At 64.0% G+C, this 23,748-nt stretch carries 24 protein-coding genes; 10 read left to right on the top strand and 14 right to left on the bottom strand.

Translation table 11 applies throughout. The features are described from left to right. Positions 1-165 precede the first annotated feature (165 nt). Positions 166-684 carry an RNA 2',3'-cyclic phosphodiesterase gene (gene thpR / locus J3U95_RS16580; protein ID WP_208279778.1) on the top strand — a complete coding sequence of 173 codons (519 nt, stop codon included), beginning with the start codon at positions 166-168 and terminating at the stop codon, positions 682-684. Here thpR and J3U95_RS16575 read toward each other — a convergent pair. Next, positions 674-1,822 (bottom strand): MFS transporter, encoded by a 1,149-nt coding sequence (locus J3U95_RS16575; RefSeq protein ID WP_208279777.1) that lies wholly within the window; start codon positions 1,820-1,822, stop codon positions 674-676. The two genes, thpR and J3U95_RS16575, sit on opposite strands and share 11 nt — an antisense overlap. Continuing rightward, positions 1,819-2,595, bottom strand: coding sequence for a DeoR/GlpR family DNA-binding transcription regulator (locus J3U95_RS16570; RefSeq protein ID WP_208279776.1), 777 nt, complete (start codon positions 2,593-2,595; stop codon positions 1,819-1,821). The genes J3U95_RS16575 and J3U95_RS16570 overlap by 4 nt, the downstream gene beginning before the upstream one ends. Before the next feature lie 175 nt (positions 2,596-2,770). Between J3U95_RS16570 and J3U95_RS16565 the strand changes: the two genes are divergently transcribed. The 3 genes from J3U95_RS16565 to J3U95_RS16555 all read left to right on the top strand — a co-directional run bounded on the left by J3U95_RS16565 (position 2,771) and on the right by J3U95_RS16555 (position 6,133). Then, positions 2,771-3,829 carry a sensor histidine kinase gene (locus tag J3U95_RS16565; protein WP_208279775.1) on the top strand — a complete coding sequence of 353 codons (1,059 nt, stop codon included), beginning with the start codon at positions 2,771-2,773 and terminating at the stop codon, positions 3,827-3,829. 4 nt (positions 3,830-3,833) lie between these two features. After that, positions 3,834-4,571: a LytR/AlgR family response regulator transcription factor gene (locus J3U95_RS16560; protein WP_208279774.1), complete on the top strand. Its 738-nt coding sequence runs from the start codon at positions 3,834-3,836 to the stop codon at positions 4,569-4,571. A 101-nt stretch (positions 4,572-4,672) separates the two neighbouring features. Then, positions 4,673-6,133 carry a high affinity choline transporter 1 gene (locus J3U95_RS16555; RefSeq protein ID WP_208279773.1) on the top strand — a complete coding sequence of 487 codons (1,461 nt, stop codon included), beginning with the start codon at positions 4,673-4,675 and terminating at the stop codon, positions 6,131-6,133. A 67-nt stretch (positions 6,134-6,200) separates the two neighbouring features. On the opposite strand, the gene J3U95_RS16550 is transcribed toward J3U95_RS16555, so the two are convergent. Then, a complete protein-coding gene (locus J3U95_RS16550; protein WP_208279772.1) occupies positions 6,201-7,571 on the bottom strand; it encodes a glutamine synthetase family protein in 1,371 nt (456 codons plus the stop codon). Between the two features lie 80 nt (positions 7,572-7,651). Further along, a complete protein-coding gene (locus J3U95_RS16545) occupies positions 7,652-8,431 on the bottom strand; it encodes a gamma-glutamyl-gamma-aminobutyrate hydrolase family protein (protein ID WP_208279771.1) in 780 nt (259 codons plus the stop codon). 410 nt (positions 8,432-8,841) lie between these two features. On the opposite strand from J3U95_RS16545, the gene J3U95_RS16540 reads away from it, so the two are divergent. The 4 genes from J3U95_RS16540 to J3U95_RS16525 all read left to right on the top strand — a co-directional run bounded on the left by J3U95_RS16540 (position 8,842) and on the right by J3U95_RS16525 (position 11,949). Further along, positions 8,842-9,369: a PEP-CTERM sorting domain-containing protein gene (locus J3U95_RS16540; protein ID WP_208279770.1), complete on the top strand. Its 528-nt coding sequence runs from the start codon at positions 8,842-8,844 to the stop codon at positions 9,367-9,369. Between the two features lie 155 nt (positions 9,370-9,524). Further along, entirely contained in the window at positions 9,525-10,979 is a 1,455-nt protein-coding gene (gene gabD / locus J3U95_RS16535; protein ID WP_208279769.1) for an NADP-dependent succinate-semialdehyde dehydrogenase, read from the top strand. Positions 10,980-11,111: 132 nt separating this feature from the next. Further along, complete coding sequence (locus J3U95_RS16530) at positions 11,112-11,555, top strand: hypothetical protein (protein ID WP_208279768.1); 444 nt, start codon at positions 11,112-11,114, stop codon at positions 11,553-11,555. Between the two features lies 1 nt (position 11,556). Beyond that, complete coding sequence (locus J3U95_RS16525; protein WP_208279767.1) at positions 11,557-11,949, top strand: hypothetical protein; 393 nt, start codon at positions 11,557-11,559, stop codon at positions 11,947-11,949. Positions 11,950-11,955: 6 nt separating this feature from the next. Here J3U95_RS16525 and J3U95_RS16520 read toward each other — a convergent pair whose 3' ends face one another. The 10 genes from J3U95_RS16520 to J3U95_RS16475 all read right to left on the bottom strand — a co-directional run bounded on the left by J3U95_RS16520 (position 11,956) and on the right by J3U95_RS16475 (position 22,846). Beyond that, positions 11,956-12,324, bottom strand: a complete 369-nt coding sequence (locus J3U95_RS16520; protein WP_208279766.1) for a nucleotide pyrophosphohydrolase — start codon at positions 12,322-12,324, stop codon at positions 11,956-11,958. Continuing rightward, positions 12,302-13,000: a carbonate dehydratase gene (gene can / locus J3U95_RS16515; RefSeq protein ID WP_208279765.1), complete on the bottom strand. Its 699-nt coding sequence runs from the start codon at positions 12,998-13,000 to the stop codon at positions 12,302-12,304. Before can ends, J3U95_RS16520 begins: the two co-directional genes overlap by 23 nt. Before the next feature lie 221 nt (positions 13,001-13,221). Next, the gene (gene dnaJ / locus J3U95_RS16510) at positions 13,222-14,349 is read right to left on the bottom strand and encodes a molecular chaperone DnaJ (RefSeq protein WP_208279764.1); all 1,128 of its coding nucleotides are present in this window, start codon (positions 14,347-14,349) and stop codon (positions 13,222-13,224) included. Positions 14,350-14,466: 117 nt separating this feature from the next. After that, complete coding sequence (gene dnaK / locus J3U95_RS16505; protein ID WP_208279763.1) at positions 14,467-16,419, bottom strand: molecular chaperone DnaK; 1,953 nt, start codon at positions 16,417-16,419, stop codon at positions 14,467-14,469. Between the two features lie 121 nt (positions 16,420-16,540). Further along, complete coding sequence (grpE, locus tag J3U95_RS16500; protein WP_208279762.1) at positions 16,541-17,125, bottom strand: nucleotide exchange factor GrpE; 585 nt, start codon at positions 17,123-17,125, stop codon at positions 16,541-16,543. A gap of 236 nt (positions 17,126-17,361) precedes the next feature. Further along, the gene (gene hemH / locus J3U95_RS16495) at positions 17,362-18,465 is read right to left on the bottom strand and encodes a ferrochelatase (protein ID WP_208279761.1); all 1,104 of its coding nucleotides are present in this window, start codon (positions 18,463-18,465) and stop codon (positions 17,362-17,364) included. Between the two features lie 136 nt (positions 18,466-18,601). Further along, positions 18,602-19,030 (bottom strand): organic hydroperoxide resistance protein, encoded by a 429-nt coding sequence (locus J3U95_RS16490; RefSeq protein WP_208279760.1) that lies wholly within the window; start codon positions 19,028-19,030, stop codon positions 18,602-18,604. Positions 19,031-19,165: 135 nt separating this feature from the next. Then, positions 19,166-20,830 carry a DNA repair protein RecN gene (gene recN / locus J3U95_RS16485; RefSeq protein WP_208279759.1) on the bottom strand — a complete coding sequence of 555 codons (1,665 nt, stop codon included), beginning with the start codon at positions 20,828-20,830 and terminating at the stop codon, positions 19,166-19,168. Between the two features lie 66 nt (positions 20,831-20,896). Next, the gene (locus J3U95_RS16480) at positions 20,897-21,799 is read right to left on the bottom strand and encodes an NAD kinase (RefSeq protein WP_208279758.1); all 903 of its coding nucleotides are present in this window, start codon (positions 21,797-21,799) and stop codon (positions 20,897-20,899) included. 138 nt (positions 21,800-21,937) lie between these two features. Next, positions 21,938-22,846, bottom strand: coding sequence for a DUF3667 domain-containing protein (locus tag J3U95_RS16475; RefSeq protein WP_208279757.1), 909 nt, complete (start codon positions 22,844-22,846; stop codon positions 21,938-21,940). 145 nt (positions 22,847-22,991) lie between these two features. On the opposite strand from J3U95_RS16475, the gene J3U95_RS16470 reads away from it, so the two are divergent. Together J3U95_RS16470 and J3U95_RS16465 are read left to right on the top strand one after the other, a co-directional pair. Beyond that, positions 22,992-23,312, top strand: coding sequence for a hypothetical protein (locus J3U95_RS16470; RefSeq protein WP_208279756.1), 321 nt, complete (start codon positions 22,992-22,994; stop codon positions 23,310-23,312). Positions 23,313-23,315: 3 nt separating this feature from the next. After that, positions 23,316-23,747, top strand: coding sequence for an OsmC family protein (locus tag J3U95_RS16465; RefSeq protein ID WP_208279755.1), 432 nt, complete (start codon positions 23,316-23,318; stop codon positions 23,745-23,747). The last annotated feature ends 1 nt before the right edge of the window (position 23,748 follow it).

Here is a 23,748-nt window from a genome sequence, read left to right as displayed (position 1 = left end):
AATAAGCAGCGGTTACATCAAACCTTGGGCTATCAAACGCCTGCCGCCGTCGAAGCCGCATTCCGTGTGCCTAAATAACTGTCCAGAAAGTCCGGACCACCTCAGGTCTGACATTCGGACACGACCTCATCCTTATAAAGAAACCACTGTTGAGCCCGTGTCCGAATGTCAGACCTGACCCCACGTCCTTCGCGTCTGTTCCTGGCCCTGTGGCCGTCGGCCCCGATACGCGCGCAACTGCGCGCGCGGCGCGATGCCTGGCCGTGGCCACGCGGCGCGACACCGGTCCATGCCGACAAGCTGCACCTCACCCTGCACTTCCTGGGCGACGTTCCCTCTGAACGCCTGCCCGAACTCCTCGATGGATTTTCGGTGCCGTTCGAAGCGTTCCGGCTCGATCTCGGCACGCCGGTACTGTGGCCGCACGGGATCGCGGTGCTCGAACCGCTGGCCGTGCCGCCCGAACTGCTGGCGCTGCACGCGCGGCTGGCGGATGCGCTGGTCGGCCTTGGTTTGCAACCCGAGGCGCGCAGCTATCGGCCGCACGTCACCATGGCGCGCCGCGCCGGCGGCGTCGCCGTGCCGGAGAACGGTCCGGCCATCGCGTGGCAGGCCGACAGCTACGCGCTGGTCGAATCGCAGGGCGGCGTCTACACCGTCCTGCGCGAATACATCAGCGCTTGAGCACCCCCGCGCTCAGCGCGATCACGATCCCCGACAGCGACAGCGCGCCGAGCGCCACCATCACGCTCGAGTGCACCGCCACCCAGCCCAGCACCGGCGGCGCCAGCAGCAGGCCGCCATAGCCCAGCGTGGCCACCGCCGCCACGCCCGCGCCGGGATGCATGCCGGGGATGCGCGCGGCGGCGCCGAACAGCAGCGGCACCACGTTCGCCGCGCCCAGGCCGACCAGGGCGAAGCCGCAGCTCGACATCACGAAATTGGTGCTGAGGACCGCCAGCGCCAGGCCGGCGAACATGGCCAGGCCGCCGATCACCATCACCCGCATCGCGCCGACGCGCAGGATGATGCGGTCGCCTGCAAAGCGGCAAGCCGCCATCGCGATCGAGAACGCCGAATAGCCCAGCGCCGCCGATGCCGGCGAGGCGCCGGTGCGCTCCTCGAGCAGCAGCGCGCTCCAGTCGACCAGCGCGCCTTCGACCGCAAAGCACAGCAGCGCCAGCAGGCCCAGGCCGAGGGCGGCGCCGCGCGGCAGCATGAAGTGGCTGCCGCTCGCATGCGCGGCGAAGCCCAGCACGCGCGGCGCCGTCAGGGCCAGCACCACGGCGGTCGCCACTGCCACCATCAGGGCGCCTTCGCCATGCCCCAGGCCCTGGCCGACCAGCACGCCGCCCAGGCTCGCGCCGAACAGGCCGCCCAGGCTGAAGAAGCCGTGGAACGACGACATGGTGGGCAGGCCGCGTGCGCTCTCGACCTCGCTGGCGTTGGCGTTCATGGCCACGTCCAGCGCCCCGTTGCTGACTCCGAACAGGAAGGCCGCCACGAACAGCAGCGGCAGGTTCGGCACGCCCATGACCACGGCCGTCATCAGCGCGAAGGCAAAGCCCGACAGCAGCACCATGCGGCGCGTGCCGAAGCGGCCGGTCAGGCCTCCCATCAGCGGCATCGCCATCAGGGCGCCACCGGCGATCGTCAGCAGCACCAGGCTGAGCATGCCGGTATCGATGCCCATGCGCGCCTGTACGGTCGGCACGTGGGCCGCCCACAGGCCGATGCCGGCGCCGTTGAGCAGGAAGACGGTGGAGATGGCCCAGCGGCCGGCTTCGATGCTGCGTGGTTCGATGGTGGAGACGTGGGTCATGCCGGGGCCTTGTTGGTGAGTTTGATGTCGAGTGCGGGATGACGTTCGCGCAGGGAGGCGATGGCAGCAAGCGGCGCATCGGCCTCCAGCACCAGGTGGTCGATCTCGTCCAGCCCCCCGAACACGAAGGGAGCGCTGTCGTCGAAGCGTTCGTTGAGGACGGCGACCGCGCGCCGCACGCTCGCGACCAGCATGGCCGCCTTGAGCGCCGCTTCCTCGGGATTCGAAGCGGCCAGGCCGCGCGCGGGATCGATCGCGCACACGCCCACCAGGGCCAGGTCGGGCCGCAGGCGCTGCACTTCGGCCAGGGTGGCGGCGCCGATCACGGCGCCCTCGTTCGGATGATAGGTCCCGCCCAGCAGCACGATGCGGGTACGCTGGAAGCCGCCCAGCGCCAACGCGATCTGCGGGCTGTTGGTGACGATGGTGGCGCAGCAGCCGTCCGCCAAAGTGCGCGCCAGCGCCAGGTGGGTCGAGCCGGCGTCGATGAGCACCGTGTCGCCTGGGCGGATGCATGCGCGCAGGCCCTGCGCCAGCTGCGTCTTGCGCGGCAGGTCGCTGGCGGCGCGCTGCTCGAAATTCTCCGGCGGGCGCAGGCGGATCGCGCCACCGTGCACGCGCCGCAGCAGGCCGGCCGCATCGAGGTCGCGCAGGTCGCGCCGGATGGTGTCTTCGGACGTCGCCAGCCGCCCCGCCAGCTCGGCCGCCAGTACCCGCCCTTCGCGCTCGACCGCATCGACGATCGCCTGGCGTCGTTCTTCCGGCAATTGCATTTCTTCTCCAGTTTGCTTGAGTCGTCAATATACATAAACATGCAAATTAACGCAATAACATGCAAGATCACGCAGAGAATCAACTCGTCGCATCCGGGTCGCGATTGATACCGTATTTCCTGCAACTGAGCGCATTGCATGACGCAAACGACGCGATCTCGACGATACTGATTAGATGAACCCGATCAAATCCTTCCACTTGGCCCCGATGTGGCGCGGCTATATTGCTATCTGGCTGCTGTACATCCTGCTAATCGCGGTGGTGCTCCAGACCGAGACCCTGCTGGCCGGGAAGTTCGACCCGGCGATGGTCTTCTACGCCTTTCTGAGCATCGCGCCGGCCGCTGCGGTGCTGACGCTGGTCTGGCCCCTCACCGGATGGTTCGAGCGGCGCGGCGTGGGGCTGGGGTTGCGCTGCGCAATCCACTTCGTGGCAGCGCTGGTGTTCGCCTTCAGCGCGCACGTGCTGCTCACGCTCATACAGGAACCTTCGGCGCGCGGGCTGGAGTGGCATGTCTGGCCGTTCTTGTACAACGTCATGAGCTATACCGTCGTGGCCGGCCTGTTCCACACGATGCGCGCCACTGCCGCCGCCCAGCGCCAGGCGCTGGCGGCCCAGCAGGCGCGCACCCTGCTCGTTGCCGCCGAACTCGGCGCGCTGCGCAGCAAGCTCAACCCGCACTTTCTCTTCAACACCCTGCACTCGATCATCGCCCTCACCCAGCGCAACCCCGCCGCCGCCGAGACGGCGCTGTTCCAGTTCTCGGACATGCTGCGCTATGTGCTCGATACCGAACGCGCTGGCGCCGACCGCGTGACGCTCGACGCCGAACTTCAGTTCGCGCGCGACTACCTGGAGCTGGAACAGCTGCGCCTCGGGCCGCGCCTGCAGGTGCACTGGGATCTCGATCCCGACCTGGGGGACTTCGTGCTGCCGGCCCTGACCCTGCAACCGCTGATCGAGAACAGCATCAAGCACGCCTTCAATCCCTACACCCGGCCCGGCCTGCTGCGCATCGAGAGCCGGCGCGACCCGCAGGCCGGCATGCTGCGCCTGACCGTGAGCGACGACGGCCCCGGCGCCGCCCAAGAGACGATCGATGCCTCGCCCGGCCTGGGCATCCGAACCATCGGCCGCCGCCTCGAACTCGATTACGCGGGCCGCGCCGAGCTCACGATCGATTCCCGTCCCGGCGCCGGCTTCGCCGCCCGCGTCACCCTGCCCATCGCTTGAAACCATGACCAAGACCGTATTCTTCGCCGAAGACGAACCGCTCGCGCGCGACGTGCTGCGCGACGCCATCTATGCCCACCCTGGCCTGCGCCTGGTGGGCGAAGCCGCCGACGGCGCCAGCGCGCTCGAACGCATCGGGCAGCTGCGGCCCGATGTCGTGTTCATGGACATCCAGATGCCCGAGATGACCGGCCTGGAAGTGCTGCGCCGGCTCGACTACCTGCCGCAGATCGTGTTCACCACCGCCTACGACCAGTACGCGGTGACCGCCTTCGAGCTGCACGCGGTCGACTACCTGCTCAAGCCGTTTACCCGGGCGCGCTTCGCGGCCAGCGTGGCGCGCCTGCTGGAAGGAGCGACGCAGGAGCGCGCCGGCCTCGAGGATGCGCTGGCGCGCGCGGCAAGCGGCCCGGCGCGGCTGGACCGCATCCTGGTGCGCGACCGCGGCCGCATCTTCCCGCTTGCCGTGGGCGAGATCGAATACATGAAGGCCGATTCGAAGTACACGGTGATCGCCGCGCGCGGCCAGCACTTCCTGGTGCGGATCGGGATCTCGGAGCTGGAAACCCAGCTCGACCCGCGCCGCTTCATCCGCGTGCACCGCTCGGCGCTGATCAACCTCGATTTCGTCGAATCGATGCGCGCCGACGAGCAGTCGCAGCTGCAGATCTTCATGCGCGACGGCGCCTGCATCGGCGCCAATCGCGAGGCTTCCAAACTGTTGCGCGAGATGGCGATCTAGAGCGGCGAAACGGCAAAGTTGGTCCTGCCGCCGGCTTCTGCATTTATAATCGCGAATTTTCCGCCCGATAATAATTCCTGGCTTTCGGAGCATTCACCAGCATGAATATCACCCTGATCTCTTTCGTCGTGCTCTACCTGTTGGGTACGCTTGCCCTGGGCATGTGGGCGGGCACGCGGATCAAGAACACCAGCGACTTCGCCGTCGCCGGCCGCAGCCTGCCGCTGATCATGGTGATCACCACTACCTTCGCCACCTGGTTCGGCGCCGAGACCGTGATGGGCATCCCGGCCAAGTTCGTGCAGGGCGGCCTGAACGCGGTGGTGGAGGATCCGTTCGGGGCCGGCATGTGCCTGATCCTGGTCGGCGTTTTCTTCGCCGCCCGGCTCTATAAACTGAACCTGCTGACGATCGGCGACTACTACCGCCAGCGCTACGGCAAGGGCATCGAGGTGTTCTGCTCGGTGGCCATCATCATGAGCTACCTGGGCTGGGTCGCGGCCCAGATCACGGCGCTGGGCCTGGTGTTCTCGGTGCTGACCGCCGGCGCCATGTCGCCGGCCGTGGGCATGATCGTCGGCACGCTGACGGTGCTGATCTACGTGGTGGTGGGCGGCTTCCTGGCCGTGGCCGTGACCGACTTCATCCAGATGATCGTGCTGGTGGTTGGCATGAGCGTGATCGCCTGGTTCGCCGCCGACCTGGCCGGCGGCGCCGGCAACGTGCTGGCGATGGCCCAGCAGGCCGACCTGTGGCGCTTCCTGCCCGAGCCGAGCCTGAAGGACGTGATGTTCTTCATCGCCGCCGCGGTCACGATGATGTTCGGCTCGATCCCGCAGCAGGACGTGTTCCAGCGCGTGATGTCGGCCAAGGACGCGCCGACCGCGCGCACCGGCGCCATCGTCGGCGGCGCCAGCTACATCGTGTTCGCCTTCGTGCCGATGTTCATCGTGGCCGCCGCCGTGGTCGTGATGGGCAGCACCGCGCTCGACCTGGCCCAGAACGACTACCAGCGCCTGCTGCCGACCTTCGTGATGACGCAGATGCCGCTGTTCATGCAGATCCTGTTCTTCGGCGCCCTGCTGTCGGCGATCAAGAGCACCTCGTCGGCCACCCTGCTGGCGCCGTCGACCAGCTTCGTGGAGAACATCCTCAAGAACCTGCGTCCCGGCATGACCGACCGCGAACAGCTGTTCGCGATGCGCATCTCGATCGTGGTGTTCGCGGCCCTGGTGCTGCTGTACGCGATCGCGATGGAAGGCACCTCGATCTACGAACTGGTGTCGGGCGCCTACCAGGTGCCGCTGGTCGGCGCCTTCATCCCGCTGGTGATGGGCCTGTACTGGAAACGCGCGACCACCCAGGGCGCGATCCTGTCGATCGGCGCGGGGCTGTTCACCTGGATCCTGTTCTTCGAGCAGATCTCGTCGCTGGGCGAGCACTTCCCGGGCCAGCTGGCCGGGCTGATCGCGGCCTTCGTCGGCATGGTGGTGGGATCGCTGGCGCCGCAGGTGTTGAAGAATCGCGGCGAGACACAGGATGTGCTGGAGGCGCGGGCGTAAGCTGGTGGGTACTTAACTTAGGTTCCCGCCTCCGCGGGAATCCACGCCTGCATGAACAGCCGCATCCTCAAACATGCAGCAACAAATGCTCCCGCTCCCACGGGCTGATCACCTGCATGAACTCGCGGTGCTCGAGTTCCTTCACCGCCGTGTACACGTCGATGAAGCGCTCACCCAGCACGTCGCGCAGCCGGTCCTCGCGCCGCAGCAGGGTGATCGCCTCCGACAATCCCTGCGGCAGCTCCACCGGCATATCGTAGGCATTACCCTCGACCATCGGTGACGGCTCGAGCGCTTCCGTCATGCCCAGGTAGCCGCAGGCCAAGGTGATCGCCAGCGCCAGGTAGGGATTGGCGTCGGCCCCGATCACGCGGTTCTCGACCCGGCGATCCTGCGAGCCCGACACCGGCACCCGGAAGCCCACCGTGCGGTTATCGATGCCCCACTGCAAGTTGATCGGCGCCGCCGTCTCGCGCACGATGCGGCGGTAGGAATTCACGTAAGGCGCAACGATCGCCATCGCCGACGGCATATAGCGCTGCAGGCCGCCGATGTATTGCTGGAACAGGGTCGATGGCGAACCGTCGTCGTTGCTGAAAATGTTCTTGCCGGATTCAAGGTCGACTACGCTCTGGTGCACGTGCATCGCCGAACCGGGTTCGCCCGCCATCGGCTTGGCCATGAAGGTGGCGTACATATCGTGCTTGAGCGCGGCCTCGCGCAGGGTGCGCTTGAAATAGAAGACCTTGTCGGCCAGGCCCAGCGGCTCGCCGTGCTGGAAGTTGATCTCCATCTGGCCGGCGCCGATCTCGTGGATCAGGGTGTCGACGTCGAGATTCATCATCTCGCAGTAATCGTAGATGTCCTCGAACAGCGGGTCGAATTCGTTGACGGCGTCGATGCTGTACACCTGGCGGCTGGTCTCGGCGCGGCCGCTGCGGCCGATCGGCGCCGCCAGCGGCAGGTCGGGGTCGATGTTCTTGGCGGTGAGATAGAACTCGAGCTCGGGCGCCACCACCGGCTTCCAGCCACGCTGCTCATACAGCTTGAGTACGCGCCGCAGCACGCTGCGCGGGGCGAAGTCGACCAGCTTGCCATCGGCGTAGTAGCAGTCGTGGATCACTTGCGCGGTGGGATCGGCCGCCCACGGCACCATGGTGATGGTGCTCGGGTCGGCGCGCAGGATCATGTCGCGGTCGATGCTGGAGATGGCGCGCTCGTAGGCAGCATCGCGCTCGGGAGTGTTGCCGGTAACGGTCATGCCCAGCACCACCTCGGGCAGGCGCATGCCGCGGTCATCGGTGAATTTCACGCGCGGCAGGATCTTGCCGCGCGCCACCCCGGTCAGGTCGGGCACCAGGCATTCGATCTCGGTGACCCGTTTTGCGTCGAGCCACTCTTCCATGTCGGTATAGCTGAAGTTGTCGCGAATTGCCATGTATTTGCCTCACTGTCGTTGAAGGATGCAGAAGGCAGGAGAGTCGGGGAGCCTCGGTCCCGGGCCCTTGGCAGAGGCGCTCATCCGGCGCTCCGGCGCCGTTCGTGGTTCTCGCAGCGTCGTTCCTGATACTCGCGGCAAGCCTGGCCAAAGGCGCCGAACATCTTCATCGAATACGGATTGTGCTGGATGCGCCACTCGGGATGCCACTGCACGGCCAGGGTGAAGCCCGGTGCATTCGACACGGTGAACGCCTCCACCAGGCCGTCTTCCGCCAGGGCTTCGACCGTCAGGCCGGGCGCCAGTTCATTCACGCCCTGCCCGTGCAGCGAATTGACGGGAATCTCGGACACGCCCAGGATGCGCTCCAGCAAGCCGCCGGCGCACAGGCTGACGTTGTGGGCGTCACCGTACTGCTCATCCATGCCCAGCTCGGGTTTCTCGCGGTGGTCGAACTTGCCGGCGACGGTCTGCACCGCCTGGTGCAGGCTGCCGCCCAGCGCCACGTTCATTTCCTGGAAGCCACGGCAGATCGCGATGATCGGCACACCGCGCCGCACCGCCTCGCGGATCAGCGGCAAGGTGGTCTGGTCGCGCGCCGGGTCCTGCGGCAACGAGGGATCGAGCACTTCCTCCGAGTAATAACTGGGGTGCACATTCGAGGCCGAACCGGTCAGCATGATGCCGTCGATGGTGCCGAACAGCGTTTCCAGATCCAGGTTCGCGCCGAGCGAAGGAAGAATGAACGAAGCGCAATCGGCGCCGAGGGTGACGGCGTCGACGTACTTGTGCTGGGCCGCGTGGTACGGGTGCTCGCCGAAATCACGCGTGCATGCGGGAACGATGACGATGGGGCGCATGGTTTCTACCTTGTGTTGAGCGCACGAGACCGAAACAGCCGGACCCTGCGCGGGGCTTTAATCCAGATCGAACACAGCGCCAGCGAGGCGCCTCTCCTGCCGATCTGCTAAAAAAACTGCGATTCCATGTCAAAAGCTTAACGTTAATCGGCGAGCCCTGCCCACACGTTACGGGCCGTCACGAAACGTTTTTAGATCAATGTGAACGGCGAAAAAATAGGCGGACAAAGTCCCTACACCATTTGGTGGTGTCGGGCAAAGTTACATACAGTTGGTCAAAATTCCATGCGTTTTGGGTAAGCCTTTGATTTTTATCAAACGCTCATCCGTGGCACGCGAATTGCATAAAGGCTTTTGCTTCAAATCGAAGCGACGTGTTACTCGAAACCAAACCAAAACGGAGGGTAATCATGAAAGTCCTGAAAAAACTGGCTGGTGCTGCTGCCTTGATGCTGGCGACGACCGGCGCCGTGCATGCGATTGAATACACGAGTCTCTATAATCCGGAGCCGGACCGCCTCGTCACGTTCCTCACCCCGGTGTCCTACTCGCATGACCTGACGTCGTCCGGGCTACCGGATAATGCCACCCTGAATTGGGCAACACTCGACGTCCGCCTGTACGACGTTCTCCTGGGTTCGGAAACGGTCAGGTTCTTCTTCAACGGAAACCTGTCCGAGACTGTCCAGAACGTCTCGCTCTTCGGCCAAACCTACGACTTCGATGTCAAGACGGCGCTGCAGGACACCGGCATCCTGGACGTCACGCTCCGTGTCTCCGGCCTGTTCCAGACCGTGAACTTCGCATGGTCGGAGCTGACCGCCGACGTGACGCCGATCACGCCATCCGAGGTTCCCGAGCCGGCCACCCTGCTCACCCTCGGCGCCGGCCTGCTCGGCCTGGCGGCCACCCGTCGTCGCAGGATGAACAAGGACTGACCGTCCGTGCGGCCAGGCCGGTGACGCTGTCGCCAGCCTGACTTGAAGGACCTGCCGCGGGCGGCGCCGCGGCAGGTCCTGCTCTTCCAGCCTCGCTACGCCCTTCCCCGAAACGGTCTACCATGAGTCCCGTTGCACGACCGACGAGGACCGCCATGCCGAACCTGACCGACCCTTCCCTGCTGCGCCGGCAAGCCTATGTCGACGGCGCCTGGTGCGATGCCGACGGCAAGGAAACCAGCGCCGTCACCAATCCCGCGAACGGCGACACCATCGCCACGGTGCCGCGCATGGGCGCGGCCGAGACCCGGCGCGCGATCGAGGCCGCCAACACGGCCTGGCCGGCCTGGCGCAAGAAGCTGGCGAAGGAGCGCGCCGCCATCCTGCGCAAGTGGCACGACCTGATGCTGGAGAACGCCGACGACCTGGCGCTCCTGATGACGCTCGAGCAAGGCAAGCCCCTGGCCGAATCGAAAGGCGAGATCGGCTACGCCGCCGCCTTCTTCGAATGGTTCGGCGAAGAGGCCAAGCGCATCGCCGGCGAGACCCTGGCCTCGCCCTGGCCCGACAGCCGCGTCCTGGTCACGAAGGAGCCGGTCGGCGTGTGCGCCGCGATCACGCCCTGGAACTTCCCGGCCGCGATGATCGCGCGCAAGGTGGCGCCGGCGCTGGCCGCCGGCTGTCCGATCGTACTGAAACCCGCCGGATTGACCCCGCTGTCGGCGCTGGCCCTGGCCGTGCTGGCCGAACGCGCCGGCGTGCCCCGGGGCGTGTTCAGCGTGGTGACCGGCGACACGACGGCGATCGGCGGCGAAATGACGGGCAATCCCCTCGTGCGCAAGCTGAGCTTTACCGGCTCGACCGAGGTGGGCCGCCTGCTGATGGAACAATGCGCGCCGACGATCAAGAAGCTGTCGCTCGAGCTGGGCGGCAACGCTCCCTTCATCGTGTTCGACGACGCCGACCTCGACGCCGCGGTCGAGGGCGCGATCGCCTCCAAGTACCGCAATATGGGCCAGACCTGCGTGTGCGCGAACCGCCTGTACGTGCAGGACGGCGTGTACGACGCGTTCGCGCGCAAGCTGGCGGCGGCGGTCGGCAAGCTGAAGGTCGGCGATGGCCGCGAGGAAGGCGTCGATCAGGGACCGCTGATCGAAGAGAAGGCGGTGCGCAAGGTCGAGCAGCACATCGCCGATGCGCTGGATAAAGGGGCGAAGCTGGTCGCGGGCGGCAAGCGCCATGCGCTGGGCCAGACCTTCTTCGAGCCGACCGTGCTCACCGGCGTGACGCCGGACATGCTGGTGGCGCGCGAAGAGACCTTCGGGCCGGTGGCGCCGCTGTTCCGCTTCAAGACCGAGGAAGAAGTGATCAAGCTGGCCAACGATACCGAGTTCGGGCTGGCATCGTATTTCTATGCGCGCGACCTCGGCCGCGTGTGGCGGGTGGCCGAGGCGATCGAGACCGGGATCGTGGGCGTGAACACGGGGATCATATCGACCGAGGTCGCGCCCTTCGGCGGCGTCAAGCAATCGGGGGTGGGACGCGAAGGCTCGATCTACGGGATCGACGATTATCTCGATGTAAAGTATATTTGCATGTCGGGAATTTAGCTAGATTTTGCGCTAAAATAGCTGAATTCTGATCATTTAAATTCTGGGCGAGAGCGACTTAAACGCTTTTTGCTATCTCTCGCGACCATTTCCTCCATTTCAAACAAACATTAAAATAATTAAAGGAAAAGCGTGACGAGCTACCTCCCTCAGATAATTCACGACATTAACACAGTAGCGGGAATTACTGGATTTTTCATCACTGTGCTAGTAATGTTGCAAGTGAGATCAATACGTCAGACCTTTCTCGCGCGTGCACGACTCCCTCAGATCAACAAAGATCTTAGGAAGGCAGGATCAGAATTGAACAAGCATCTGACGAATTGGCCAAATCACAAGACTAATGGGCATCAACAAATAAAAATTGCTGCGTCTCTAATTGATGGAGCCCTGCCACTCATCCCTCGTTCCGCTCGGCGTGAATCAAAAGCAATAAAGAAGAAATTAGCGCAGGCATCCCGCGATTTTCATAGCTTGACCTATGACTACCCCAACATCGTTTGGGACTTATATTCAGATATCCAAGTTGTGATCGTAAATCTTGATCAAATTGAGAAAAACTTAAAATGGGAATGAAATGATCGAAACAGACGAAAAAACGACCACGCTTTTAGTTAAGCTCAATAAACTTACGTCGCTTAACAAGATCAACTGGACTGTTGAAAAACCTCCTCACTCCATCGCGAAAGGAACCGATGATCATATTCCCCTGTATATTTCTGCCTTTTACAAAGATAAAGTCTTCGGAATCTTCCAACAGCGCTACCAGTCGTACGATGGCGATCATGAACGATTTTATTGGAGTGAACGAGTTGTCCTAGCAATCTTGGATCACGAAGACAACCTTCTTTGGGAGGTTGATGGCAATTACTCTGCCTTATATGATTTGTTTGAGACAGTACGCCGTAAGGTGGCCAGGGTAGACGACATCATCGGTGACTTAATTAATGACGATGATGATGAGCTTTAATGCATCCTATTTTTTATATTCGTAATACTTGCGTGAATCGCCGCGAACCAGCTCAGCCGGGTACTTTGCCCGGTTGAGCACCATCTTTTCCTCGACTGCCGCGAACAGGTCGACGTCCAGCTTGTCGGCCAGCCGCACCAGGTAGACCAGCACGTCGGCCATCTCGTGGCGCACCTCCTGCAGCTTGGCGGCGCCGAGTTCCTCGGCGCGGCCCGACTGCCGCCACTGGAAATGCTCCAGCAGCTCGGCCGCCTCGACGCTCAGGGCCGAGGCGAGGTTCTTGGGCGTATGGAACTGGTCCCAGTCGCGCTCGTCAACGAAGGTGCGGACGATGGCGCGCAGGCGTGCGAGATCACTGTCCGCGGCGTTCGTCACGCACTTCTCCACCGTCCAGGTAGCCGTTCAGCACGCGCTCGAGCTTGGGCGCGATCTCTTCGAAGCTGCTGACCGTGATGCCCAGGTCGCGCAGCAGGCCGTCGTGCACGCCGTACACCCAGCTGTGGATGGTCAGCGGCTGGCCGCGTTCCCAGGCGTCGCGCACGATGGTGGTGTGGGCAGTGTTCATGACCTGCTCGGCCACGTTCAGTTCGACCAGGCGGTTGGTGGCGGCGCGGCCGGCCACGTTGCCCAGGTATTTGCCGTGCTTCTCGCGCACGTCGCGCACGTGACCGAGCCAGTTGTCGGCCAGGCCGACGCGGATGTCGGTCAGCGCCGCGTGCACCCCCGAGCAGCCGTAGTGGCCGCAGATGATGATGTGCTTGACCTTGAGCACGTCGATCGCGAACTGCAGCACCGAGAGGCAGTTCAGGTCGGAGTGCACGACCACGTTGGCGATGTTCCGGTGCACGAACAGCTCGCCCGGCGCCATGCCCAGCAGCTCATTGGCCGGCACGCGGCTGTCCGAGCAGCCGATCCACAGGTATTCGGGCGCCTGCTGGTCTTGCAGCGCCTTGAAGAAGTTCGGGTCTTCGGCCACCATCGAGGCGGCCCAGGTACGGTTCCGTTCAAACAGTTCTGCCGCGGTCAGTCCCTTGGTCTTGTACTTGTCCATTGTGATTCCTTGTTCTGTATGTTGCCGTCCCGCGCGGGACGTTGCCAGGCCCGTTCTGCGCAGGCGCTTGGCGGAGGCACTCCTCAAAATACACGGAGTGTAACAGCGTTGGCAGGCACGGTCTCGCTGACGAAACTGCGCGCTGGAGGGAAGGTTGGCAGAATGCCATCCCGTGTGGCAAAAAAAACCGCCGAGGGCTCGCGCCGTCGGCGGTGGATCGCTTACTCGAAGAAATCCTTGACCTTGTCCATCCAGCCCTTGCTCTGCGGGCTGTGCTTGGCGCCGCCTTCGACGGTCAGGCGGTCGAACTCGCGCAGCAGTTCCTTCTGCTTGTCGGTCAGCTTGACCGGGGTCTCGACCGCCACGTGGCAGAACAGGTCGCCGGTATAGCCCGAGCGCACGTTCTTGATGCCCTTGCCCTTCAGGCGGAAGGTCTTGCCGGTCTGGGTGCCTTCGGGCACCGTGAACGACACCTTGCCGGTGAGGGTCGGCACCTCGATCTCGCCGCCCAGGGCCGCCTTGGAAAACGAGATCGGCATTTCGCAATGCAGGTCGTCGCCTTCGCGCTGGAACACCGCGTGCTGCTTGATGTGGATCTCCACATACAGGTCGCCCGGCGGCCCGCCGTTGGTGCCCGGCTCGCCATTGCCCGACGAGCGGATGCGCATGCCGTTGTCGATGCCGGCAGGGATCTTCACTTCCAGCGTCTTGTTGCGCTTGATGCGTCCGGCGCCGCCGCAGGCAGCGCACGGCTCGGGGATGATCTTGCCGCTGCCATGGCATTTCGGGCAGGTCTGCTGGATGCTGAAGAAGCCCTGCTGCATGCGCACCTGGCCGTGGCCGGCGCAGGTGGTGCAGGTGACCGGCTGGGTGCCCGGCTTGGCGCCGCTGCCGTGGCAGGTGTCGCACTTGTCCCAGCTCGGCACGCGGATGGTCGTGTCGAAGCCGTGGGCCGCCTGTTCCAGCGTGATCTCGAGGTTGTAGCGCAGGTCGGCGCCGCGGTACACCTGCGGGCCGCCGCCGCGGCCGCCACGGCCGCCGCCGAAGATGTCGCCGAAGATGTCGCCGAAGGCGTCGCCGAAGCCGCCGCCACCGAAGCCGCCTCCGCCCATGCCGCTGTTCGGGTCGACGCCGGCGTGACCGTAACGGTCATACGCTTCGCGCTTCTCCGGATTGGTCAGCATCTCGTAGGCCTCTTTGACCTCCTTGAACTTCTCTTCCGCTTCCTTGTTGTCCGGGTTGCGGTCAGGGTGGTACTTCATCGCAAGCTTGCGATACGACTTCTTGATCTCGTCTTCTGACGCACCCTTTGCGACCCCGAGGATCTCGTAAAAATCACGCTTCGCCATGGTCGGCACCTAAAGTTATCTGCTGTATCTCTGAACCAAAAAAACCGAGCCGATGACCGGTGAAGGTTTCGGCTCGGCCTGTGCGCGGGAAGCTGTTCGTTCCCGCGCCAAAGACGCTTACTTGGCGTCCTTCACTTCCTTGAAGTCGGCGTCGACCACGTCGTCGTCCTGCTTGGCCGACTGTTCGCCACCGGCCGCACCGGCTGCACCTGCACCAGCGGCGCCCGCGCCGCCGGCCTGCTGCGCCTGCATGTCGGCGTACATCTTCTCGCCCAGCGATTGCGCTGCGCTCGACAGGGCCGCGGTCTTGGCATCGATGTCCGCCTTGTCGCCGCTCTTGATCGCGCCTTCCAGGTCGGTGATCGCCGCTTCGATCTTCTCTTTCTCGGCCGCGTCCAGCTTGTCGCCGTATTCGGTCAGCGACTTGCGGGTCGAGTGGACCAGCGCGTCGCCCTGGTTACGGGCTTCGGCCAGTTCCTTGACCTTCTTGTCTTCTTCCGCGTTCAGCTCGGCGTCCTTCACCATCTTCTGGATTTCTTCTTCCGACAGGCCCGAGTTGGCCTTGATGGTGATCTTGTTTTCCTTGCCGGTGGCCTTGTCTTTCGCACCGACGTGCAGGATGCCGTTGGCGTCGATGTCGAAGGTCACTTCGATCTGTGGCGTACCGCGTGCTGCCGGCGGGATGCCTTCCAGGTTGAACTCGCCCAGGCTCTTGTTGCCTTGCGCGATTTCACGCTCGCCCTGGTAGACCTTGATGGTCACGGCCGGCTGGTTGTCGTCGGCGGTCGAGAACACCTGCGAGAACTTGGTCGGGATCGTGGTGTTCTTGTGGATCATCTTGGTCATCACGCCGCCCAGGGTCTCGATGCCCAGCGACAGCGGGGTCACGTCCAGCAGCAGCAGGTCCTTGCGCTCGCCCGACAGGACCGAACCTTGAATCGCAGCGCCGACGGCGACGGCTTCGTCCGGGTTCACGTCCTTGCGTGCATCCTTGCCGAAGAACTCTTTAACTTTCTCTTGCACCTTCGGCATACGGGTCATGCCGCCGACCAGGATGATGTCGTCGATGTCCGAGACCTTGACGCCCGCATCCTTGATGGCGATGCGGCATGGCTCGATGGTCTTGGCGATCAGTTCTTCGACCAGCGACTCCAGCTTGGCGCGGGTGATCTTGAGGTTCAGGTGGACCGGCGCGCCGTTCGCCATGGCGATGTACGGCTCGTTGATTTCGGTCTGCTGCGACGACGACAGTTCGATCTTGGCGCGCTCGGCCGAGGCCTTGATGCGCTGCAGGGCGATCGGGTCTTTCGACAGGTCGAGGCCGTTGATCTTCTTGAATTCGTCGATGATGTAGTCGATCACGCGCTGGTCGAAGTCTTCACCGCCCAGGAAGGTGTCGCCGTTGGTCGACAGCACTTCGAACTGCTTCTCGCCGTCCACGTCCGCGATCTCGATGATCGAGACGTCGAAGGTGCCGCCACCCAGGTCATACACGGCGATCTTGCGGTCGCCCTTGTCGGTCTTGTCCAGGCCGAATGCCAGCGCTGCCGCTGTCGGCTCGTTGATGATGCGCTTGACGTCCAGGCCGGCGATGCGGCCGGCGTCCTTGGTCGCCTGGCGCTGCGAGTCGTTGAAGTAGGCCGGCACGGTAATGACGGCTTCGGTGACTTCTTCGCCCAGGTAGTCCTCGGCGGTCTTCTTCATCTTGCGCAGGACTTCAGCCGAGATCTGCTGGGCTGCCAGTTTCTTGTCGCGCACGCTGACCCAGGCGTCGCCGTTGTCGGCCTTGACGATCTGGTATGGCATCAGCGAGATGTCTTTCTGCACTTCCTTCTCGTCGAACTTGCGGCCGATGAGGCGCTTGACGGCGAACAGGGTGTTCTTCGGGTTGGTGACGGCCTGGCGCTTGGCCGGCGCGCCGACGAGGATCTCGCCGTCTTCCTGGTAGGCGATGATCGACGGCGTGGTACGCGCGCCTTCGGCGTTCTCGATCACCTTCGGGGTACCGTTTTCCATGATGGCGACGCAGGAGTTGGTGGTGCCCAGGTCGATACCGATGATTTTGCCCATGATGTGTTCCTTTAGTATTTGTGAATTTCTGATGGATTCAATATTGGGAAGGAGCAGCGTGCTTTCAAGTGGCTCAGTTGACAGCGTCAGTTAGAACACACACAGATGCCGCTGCGGCTCCTTATTTCGGCGCTGCGGCGGTCACGATGGCCGGACGCAGCAGACGGTCGGCGATCATATAGCCCTTTTGCAGCACGGTGACCACGGTATTGGCTTCCTGTTCCGACGGCACGACGGCCACGGCCTGGTGCTTGTTCGGGTCCAGCTTGTCGCCCGCCTGCGGCATCACTTCGACCAGGCGGTTCTTTTCGAAGGCGGCGGTAAGCTGCTTGAGGGTCATTTCGACGCCTTCCTTGATCGACTCGACCGTCGGGGCTTCGACCTTGACGGCCATTTCCAGGCTGTCGCGCACCGGCACCATGGCCTCGGCGAAGCTTTCGATGGCGAATTTATGGGCCTTGCTCACGTCTTCCTGGGCGCGGCGGCGGATATTGTCCGCTTCGGCCTTGGCGCGCATGAAGGCGTCATGCATCTCGGCCAGCTTGGCTTCGGTCGCGCTCAGTTGTTCTTCGAGGCCCGGTTCGGCCGATGGCGCGGCCGGAGCAGCCGGCGCCGCGGTTTGTTCGGTCGCAGCCTCAGTGGCGTCAGCGGCAGGCGCTTCGCCAGCCTGCTGGTCGAGCACCTCTTTGTTTTCTTGGTCTTGCATCGGAAAAACTCCTAGAATCAAGGACTTGGCTGAGTTGAAAACGTATCCTGATCGATACACAGCGCCCCAGATGGGGCGATCTCCTACAATTTCAAGGGGAATTGCAGAGATGGCATCTAAAAAACGGATAAATACGGCACCCAGCACCAACAACCTGGCATTTTAGCAGGTTGTCAATAAGCAAGCGCTTGTGGACGCCCGTGGAATCGATGCCGGCCTGGCGCCGGCATGCAGGGTCAGGCGCCCAGGCGGGCCGCGTTCTGGGCGCCGCGCTCGGCGTCGAGGCGGCGTGCCTCGTGCTGGGCCGGGGTCTGGATCGTGGGCCAGCCGATCAGGTGCTGCTCGGCGATCTCGGCCATGCCACGGATCCAGGACGGCGAGGCGTTCAGGCAGGGGATGTAGTGGAATTCCTTGCCGCCATTGGCTTCGAAGTCGTGCCGCACTTCCATCGAGATCTCTTCCAGCGTCTCCAGGCAGTCGCTGGTGAAGCCCGGACAGATCACGTCGATGCGCTCGACACCGTCGCGCGCCAGCTGCTGCACGGTCGGCGCGGTGTACGGCTGCAGCCATTCGGCCTTGCCGAAGCGCGACTGGAAGGTGACCAGGTAGTCGTCCGGCGCCAGCCCGAGCGCGTCGGCCAGCAGGCGCCCGGTCTTCTGGCACTCGCAGAAATACGGGTCGCCCAGCTCCAGGGTGCGCTTGGGCGTGCCATGGAAGCTCATCACCAGCTTCTGGCCGCGGCCGTGGGCGTCCCAATGGGCCTGGACGCTGTCGCGCAGCGCGTTGATATAGCCTTCATGGTCGTGGTAGTGCTTCACCAGGCGCAGCTCGGGCACGTTGCGCACGCGCGCGTAGTGCTGGAACACCGAGTCCCAGATCGAGGCGGTGGTGGTGCCGGAATACTGCGGGTAGGCGGGCAGCACGACGATGCGGTCGCAACCGTCGGCCTTCAGCTGGTCGAGCACGTCGGGCAGGGACGGCGTGCCGTAGCGCATGGCCATCGCCACCTTGACGTCTTCATGGCCGCGTTCGGCCAGCACGGCCTGCAGCTTTGCCGCCTGCTGGGCGGTGTGGATGCGCAGGGGCGAGCCTTCGCGGGTCCAGATGGTGCGGTACTTGGCGGCCGACTGGCCGGAGCGGAACGGCAGGATGAACAGGTTCAGGATGAACCACCAGATGCGGCTGGGGATCTCGACCACGCGCGGATCGGACAGGAACTGCTTCAGGTAGCGGCGCACGCTCGAGCGGGTCGGCTCGTCCGGGGTGCCGAGGTTGACCAGGACGATCGCGCTGTGCGATACGGAGCCGTGAATGTGAGGCGGTTCTTTACGAAATGGCATAGACAGGGGCTGGAGAAAAGACCTGCCTATTATAAGTGGCGGCTATCGGCCACGCGGATGGCGCCCCCTTTTGCCGGAGTGGCGCCACCGCCTTCCGTGGCGCTGCCGCCACGGAAACTCTTCTAACTGCCAGGAATCAGGTGTTCACGTGCAGGCGCACGTCGATATTACCGCGGGTGGCGTTCGAGTACGGGCACACGATGTGGGCCTTGTCGACCAGCTCTTGCAGCTGGGCGTGGTCCATGCCCGGGGCCTTGATGGTGAGGTCGACTTCGATGCCGAAGCCGGTCGGGATCTGGCCAATGCCGACGTCGCCGGTGATGGTCAGGTCTTGCGGCAGCGCGACCTTGGCCTGGCCGGCCACGAATTTCAGGGCGCCCAGGAAGCAGGCCGAGTAGCCGGCCGCGAACAGCTGCTCCGGATTCGTGCCCGGGCCGCCGCCGCCGCCGAGTTCCTTCGGCGTGCTCAGTTTCAGGTCAAGGACGCCATCGGAACTTTTCGAGGTGCCTTCACGGCCGCCTTGCGAGGTGGCTTGGGCGCGGTACAGGACTTTTTCGATGCTCATGCGAATTCCTTCCATGGTTGAGGTTGGCGAACGATGCTGCGGCGTGAGGACCGCAGGTCGAACGTCACTCTGCCACAGAATGAAGAAAGCGGCATGACACCAGATTGAAGAGTTCCGTAGTGGAAGCGCAGTGGTTCAGGAAGCGAGCAATTCCCGCGCATGCTTGCGCGTGGTCTCGGTGATCTCGATCCCGCCCAGCATGCGCGCCACCTCTTCCACCCGTGCGCGAGTGTCGAGCACGTCGATGCGCGAGACGGTGCGCCCTTCGCCGGTCGTGCCCTTGGCCACCTGGAAATGCTGGTTGGCCTGGCTCGCCACCTGCGGCAGGTGGGTCACGCACAGCACTTGCCGCTGCTGGCCCAGGCGCTTCAGGAGACGCCCCACCACCTCGGCCACGCCGCCGCCGATGCCGGTGTCGACCTCGTCGAAGATCAGGGTCGGCACCGTGGTCGCGTTCGAGGTGATCACCGAGATCGCCAGCGAGATGCGCGCCAGTTCGCCGCCCGAGGCCACCTTGGCCAGTGGACGCGGCGCCACGCCGGCATGGCCGGCGACCAGGAATTCGATCTGCTCGAGGCCATGCGCGCCCGGCTCGCCGCTGTTGAGACCGATGGCGAAGCTGCCGCCGCTCATGCTAAGCTCTTGCATCGCGGCCGTCACCTGCGTGCCCAGCTCGGCGGCGGCCTTGACGCGGCGCGCCGACAGGCGCCCCGCCACTTCCATATAGGCGGCTGCGGCCTTGTCTTCCTGCTTGCGCAAGCCGTCGATATCGGTGGCGTCGGCCAGCTGGCGCAGCTTGGTGGCCAATTGCGCATGTTCTTCGGGCAGTTCTTCGGGCGTCACGCGGTACTTGCGCGCGGCGCTGTGCAGGGCGTCCATGCGGGCATCGACTTCGCGCAGGCGGTCAGGGTCGAGCTCGACCTTGTCGATGTAGTTGTTCAGCTCGGACACCGCCTCTTGCAGCTGGATGCGGGCCGGCTCCATGCAGTCGAGCACCGCCTGCAGCTGCGCATCGACGTCGACCAGCTTGCCGAGCTTGGCGTTGAGCGAGGACAGCTGCGACAGGATCGGATGCTCCGATTCCGAGATCGCGGCCAAGGCTTCCTGCGCGCCTTCGAGCAGGCTGGCGGCGTGCGACAGGCGGCTGTGCTCGTTGCTGATCTCGACCCATTCGCCGGCCTTCGGCGCCAGTTTATCCAGCTCGCTGACCTGCCACTCGAGACGCTCGCGTTCGATCAGCACGTTCTTGGCATTGGTCTCGTATTCTTCGCGCTGGCGCACCAGCGCGCGCCAGGCGCGCCAGGCTTGCGACACGGCTTGCGCCTCGATGCGCGCCTGCGGATCGCGCACCGCGATCTGATTGTCGAGCAGCGCGCGCTGGGCGTCCGGCTTGAGCAGCGACTGGTGGGCGTGCTGGCCGTGGATGTCGACCAGCAGCTCGCCCAGTTCGCGCAGCTGGGCTGCGGTGGCGGCCACGCCGTTGATATAGGCCTTGGAACGGCCGGCGTTGTCGATCACGCGGCGCAGCAGCGCCCCGCCCTCCTCGACGCTGAATTCATGCTGTTCAAGCCAGGCACTGGCCGCCTCGGTCGGCGAAAAATCGGCCGTGATGTCGGCCTTGGCCGCGCCTTCGCGCACCATGCTGGCGTCGCCGCGTCCGCCCAGCGCCAGTTGCAGCGCATCGATCAGGATCGACTTGCCGGCGCCGGTCTCGCCGGTGAACACCGAAAAGCCGTTCGAGAACTCCAGTTCGATGGCGTCGACGATGACGAAGTCGCGGATGGTCAGTGTGCGCAGCATGAAAAATCGGGTCTCCGGTGATTGGCGATTCTGTGGCGATCAGGTCAGGCGCTGGATCGTGGCGACTTACTTGAGCTTGCCGTCGTTGGTGGGGTATTCGTTCCAGTGCAGCTTCTGGCGCAGCGTGTGGTAGTAGCTCCAGTCGAGCGGATGCAGGAAGGTGATCGTGTGCGGCGAACGCGAGATGACGATCTGGTCGCCCAGTTGCAGGCTGGTGAAGGTCTGCATGTCGAAGTTCACGCTGATGTCGCGTCCGCTGACCAGCTCGACCACGATCTCGCTGGTATCCGGCACCACGATCGGCCGGTTCGACAGCGCATGCGGCGCGATCGGCACCAGCACCGTGCCTTTCAGCCTCGGATGCAGCAGCGGACCGCCGGCCGACAGCGCATAGGCCGTGGAGCCGGTGGGCGTGGACACGATCAGGCCGTCCGAGCGCTGGTTGTACATGAATTGACCGTCGACGGTCAGCTTGAGTTCGACCATGCCGGCGCCGGTGCCGCGCGCCACGACCACGTCGTTGACGGCCACGCTGCAGAAGATCTGCTCGCCGCCACGCATCACGCGCGCCTCGAGCAAAGTGCGTTCCTCCAGACGCGAACGGCCCTCCAGGATCTCGCTGAGCGCCGGCAGCATGTCGTCGAGCGGAATGTCGGTGATGAAACCGAGCCGGCCCAGGTTGATGCCGACCAGGGCGATGTCGTACTCGGCCAGCTGGCGCGCGATGCCCAGCATGGTGCCGTCGCCGCCGACCACGATCCCGATCTTCGCCTGCGCGCCGATCTCGGCCACGGTCATCGAATCGATGTTATCCAGTTGCAGGTGCGCCGCGGTATCGGCTTCGAACACCACGCGGTAGCCCGCCTCTTGCAGGAAATCGCGGATGCGGCCGACCGGCTCTTCGACGCCTGCCGTGTTGTGCCGCACCACGAGCGCGATGATCTGTTGCGGTTGGGGCGAAGCGGGCATGACGGTCTCTGCGATAGTGGGTTAACGACAGGCTGAGATTAACCGATAATCCCTGCGGCTGCCATACGGCGCTCGGCAATTACTGTATAGATGAACAGTATAGCTGGCGCTGCCCCTGCCCTGCAAGAGCCGACAGGTTCAGCCCATCAGTACCATGCCCATCACGGTCAATACGGCCGAGGCCAGGGTCACGACGTGCGCGAAGATCAGCACGATCCAGCGGATCACGGTGCCCACCCAGCTGCGCTCGTAGACGCGGCGCATCGCCATCGGCAGGTAGAACACAAGCCACAGCAACAGCGCGAAGGTGATGAATTTCCAGGTCTCCGGCACCAGGATCATCACCGACAGCATCAGGAAGGCGAAGGCATTCACGTGCAGGGCGAACAGGAAATGCTCGCCGTAGCGGCGTCCGGTGCCCAGGTACAGGATCTTCAGGTACAGCGCGAACAGCGGCATCATCGCGAAGATCGCGTAAGGCGTGTAACTGTAGAAGGCCTGCTTGAGCGCCGCCTTCTGCGCTGCCGGGGTCAGGGACAGGAAGCGCGCCACCCGTTCGCGCAATACCGGATGCACGTTGCTGGCCCTCTTTTCGAGCACGGCCAGGACTCTTTCATACTCGGCGGCGTCCGCCCCCATGGCCGGACCCAGCACCGTCTCCTTGGCGCGCCCTTCAGCCACCGCGGCGGCCAGGGCTGGCGTCGGCTCGTCGAAGCGCATCAGCTCGACGCCACTGAGCTTGAACAGCGCGAAGAAAATGATGCTGAAGGTGAGGTAGAGGCGCAGCGGCTCCAGATAGCGCACGCGGCGGCCCTCGATGTATTCGCAGGTCAGCAAACCCGGCTTGGCGATCAGCAGGGCCAGCGACTTCCACAGTTTCCCTTCCAGCGCCACGTAGTGGGCGATGAACTCGTGCAGGAATTCGCGTGCGCTCGGCACGTGCAGGTGGACGGCCTGCCCGCACTGCTGGCAATAATTGCCGTGAGAATTCGTACCGCAGTTCTTGCAGGCGATGCCGGCGTCGTGGGTCAGGGTGTCGGTGCTCAAGGCGCGCCTTCAGTCAATACGTTCACCTTCCCATCTTAGCCGTGTAATTGCAAAAAAGCATCATCAAATTACAAGGTTCAATTGCGCGACTCATTCAGCGACAGGAAGTTAGGATGATGATGACGAAAATGCAAAGGAGAGCACCATGGTGACCGAATCCAAGGACCGGTTCGTCAATACCAAGGAACCGATGAGCAACGATGGCGTCAAACGCCAGCCGCATGAACGCGACGAGACGCCGGACGGCCAGGACCAGGCGCCGCGCGGCGTCATGAAGCAGGCGGCCAAGGACCTCGAGCAGGGCCTGGTCGACACTGATTCGCGTAACACGCCCGGCATTTCGGAGGCGGTCGATCCCGCCCCCGGCGCCAGTGGCCAGGCCAAGCCGCAGCCCGACCGTCATCGCGACATGCGCGACCATGACGCCGAGCCTGCACCCGAAGACAACGACAAGGAAAGGAAATAACTGATGACGATCAAACGCGATGGCAGCGCCGTCTGGAGTGGCGGCATCAAGGATGGCAAGGGCCAGGTGTCGACCGGCAGCGGCGCGCTCAAGGACCAGCCCTACGGCTTCAACACCCGCTTCGAAGACGCGCCGGGCACCAATCCCGAAGAGCTGATCGGCGCGGCGCACGCGGGCTGCTTCACGATGGCGCTGTCGGGCCAGTTGGGCCAGGCCGGCCTCACCGCCGACGAGCTGCGCACCAAGGCGACGGTGTCGATGGAAAAGGTCGAGGGCGGCTTCTCGATCACGGCCGTGCACCTCGACCTGGTGGCGAAGATCCCGGGCGCGAGCCAGGAAGCCTTCGACAAGGCGGCCACCACGGCCAAGGAAAACTGCCCGGTCTCGAAGCTGCTGAACGCGAAGATCACGCTCGACGCCAGGCTCGAGAACTGAT

The organism is Massilia oculi (genome assembly GCF_017582745.1).
Lineage (GTDB): Bacteria > Pseudomonadota > Gammaproteobacteria > Burkholderiales > Burkholderiaceae_D > Telluria > Telluria oculi_A.
This window is presented reverse-complemented; position numbering and strand designations above follow the sequence as displayed.

Excerpts from the sequence above, each read along its gene's own strand:
- thpR (WP_208279778.1), top strand. The coding sequence starts at position 166 with ATGTCAGACCTGACCCCACGTCCTTCGCGTCTGTTCCTGGCCCTGTGG.
- J3U95_RS16575 (WP_208279777.1), bottom strand. The coding sequence starts at position 1,822 with ATGACCCACGTCTCCACCATCGAACCACGCAGCATCGAAGCCGGCCGC.
- J3U95_RS16570 (WP_208279776.1), bottom strand. The coding sequence starts at position 2,595 with ATGCAATTGCCGGAAGAACGACGCCAGGCGATCGTCGATGCGGTCGAG.
- J3U95_RS16565 (WP_208279775.1), top strand. The coding sequence starts at position 2,771 with ATGAACCCGATCAAATCCTTCCACTTGGCCCCGATGTGGCGCGGCTAT.
- J3U95_RS16560 (WP_208279774.1), top strand. The coding sequence starts at position 3,834 with ATGACCAAGACCGTATTCTTCGCCGAAGACGAACCGCTCGCGCGCGAC.
- J3U95_RS16555 (WP_208279773.1), top strand. The coding sequence starts at position 4,673 with ATGAATATCACCCTGATCTCTTTCGTCGTGCTCTACCTGTTGGGTACG.
- J3U95_RS16550 (WP_208279772.1), bottom strand. The coding sequence starts at position 7,571 with ATGGCAATTCGCGACAACTTCAGCTATACCGACATGGAAGAGTGGCTC.
- J3U95_RS16545 (WP_208279771.1), bottom strand. The coding sequence starts at position 8,431 with ATGCGCCCCATCGTCATCGTTCCCGCATGCACGCGTGATTTCGGCGAG.
- J3U95_RS16540 (WP_208279770.1), top strand. The coding sequence starts at position 8,842 with ATGAAAGTCCTGAAAAAACTGGCTGGTGCTGCTGCCTTGATGCTGGCG.
- gabD (WP_208279769.1), top strand. The coding sequence starts at position 9,525 with ATGCCGAACCTGACCGACCCTTCCCTGCTGCGCCGGCAAGCCTATGTC.
- J3U95_RS16525 (WP_208279767.1), top strand. The coding sequence starts at position 11,557 with ATGATCGAAACAGACGAAAAAACGACCACGCTTTTAGTTAAGCTCAAT.
- can (WP_208279765.1), bottom strand. The coding sequence starts at position 13,000 with ATGGACAAGTACAAGACCAAGGGACTGACCGCGGCAGAACTGTTTGAA.
- dnaJ (WP_208279764.1), bottom strand. The coding sequence starts at position 14,349 with ATGGCGAAGCGTGATTTTTACGAGATCCTCGGGGTCGCAAAGGGTGCG.
- dnaK (WP_208279763.1), bottom strand. The coding sequence starts at position 16,419 with ATGGGCAAAATCATCGGTATCGACCTGGGCACCACCAACTCCTGCGTC.
- grpE (WP_208279762.1), bottom strand. The coding sequence starts at position 17,125 with ATGCAAGACCAAGAAAACAAAGAGGTGCTCGACCAGCAGGCTGGCGAA.
- hemH (WP_208279761.1), bottom strand. The coding sequence starts at position 18,465 with ATGCCATTTCGTAAAGAACCGCCTCACATTCACGGCTCCGTATCGCAC.
- J3U95_RS16490 (WP_208279760.1), bottom strand. The coding sequence starts at position 19,030 with ATGAGCATCGAAAAAGTCCTGTACCGCGCCCAAGCCACCTCGCAAGGC.
- recN (WP_208279759.1), bottom strand. The coding sequence starts at position 20,830 with ATGCTGCGCACACTGACCATCCGCGACTTCGTCATCGTCGACGCCATC.
- J3U95_RS16480 (WP_208279758.1), bottom strand. The coding sequence starts at position 21,799 with ATGCCCGCTTCGCCCCAACCGCAACAGATCATCGCGCTCGTGGTGCGG.
- J3U95_RS16470 (WP_208279756.1), top strand. The coding sequence starts at position 22,992 with ATGGTGACCGAATCCAAGGACCGGTTCGTCAATACCAAGGAACCGATG.
- J3U95_RS16465 (WP_208279755.1), top strand. The coding sequence starts at position 23,316 with ATGACGATCAAACGCGATGGCAGCGCCGTCTGGAGTGGCGGCATCAAG.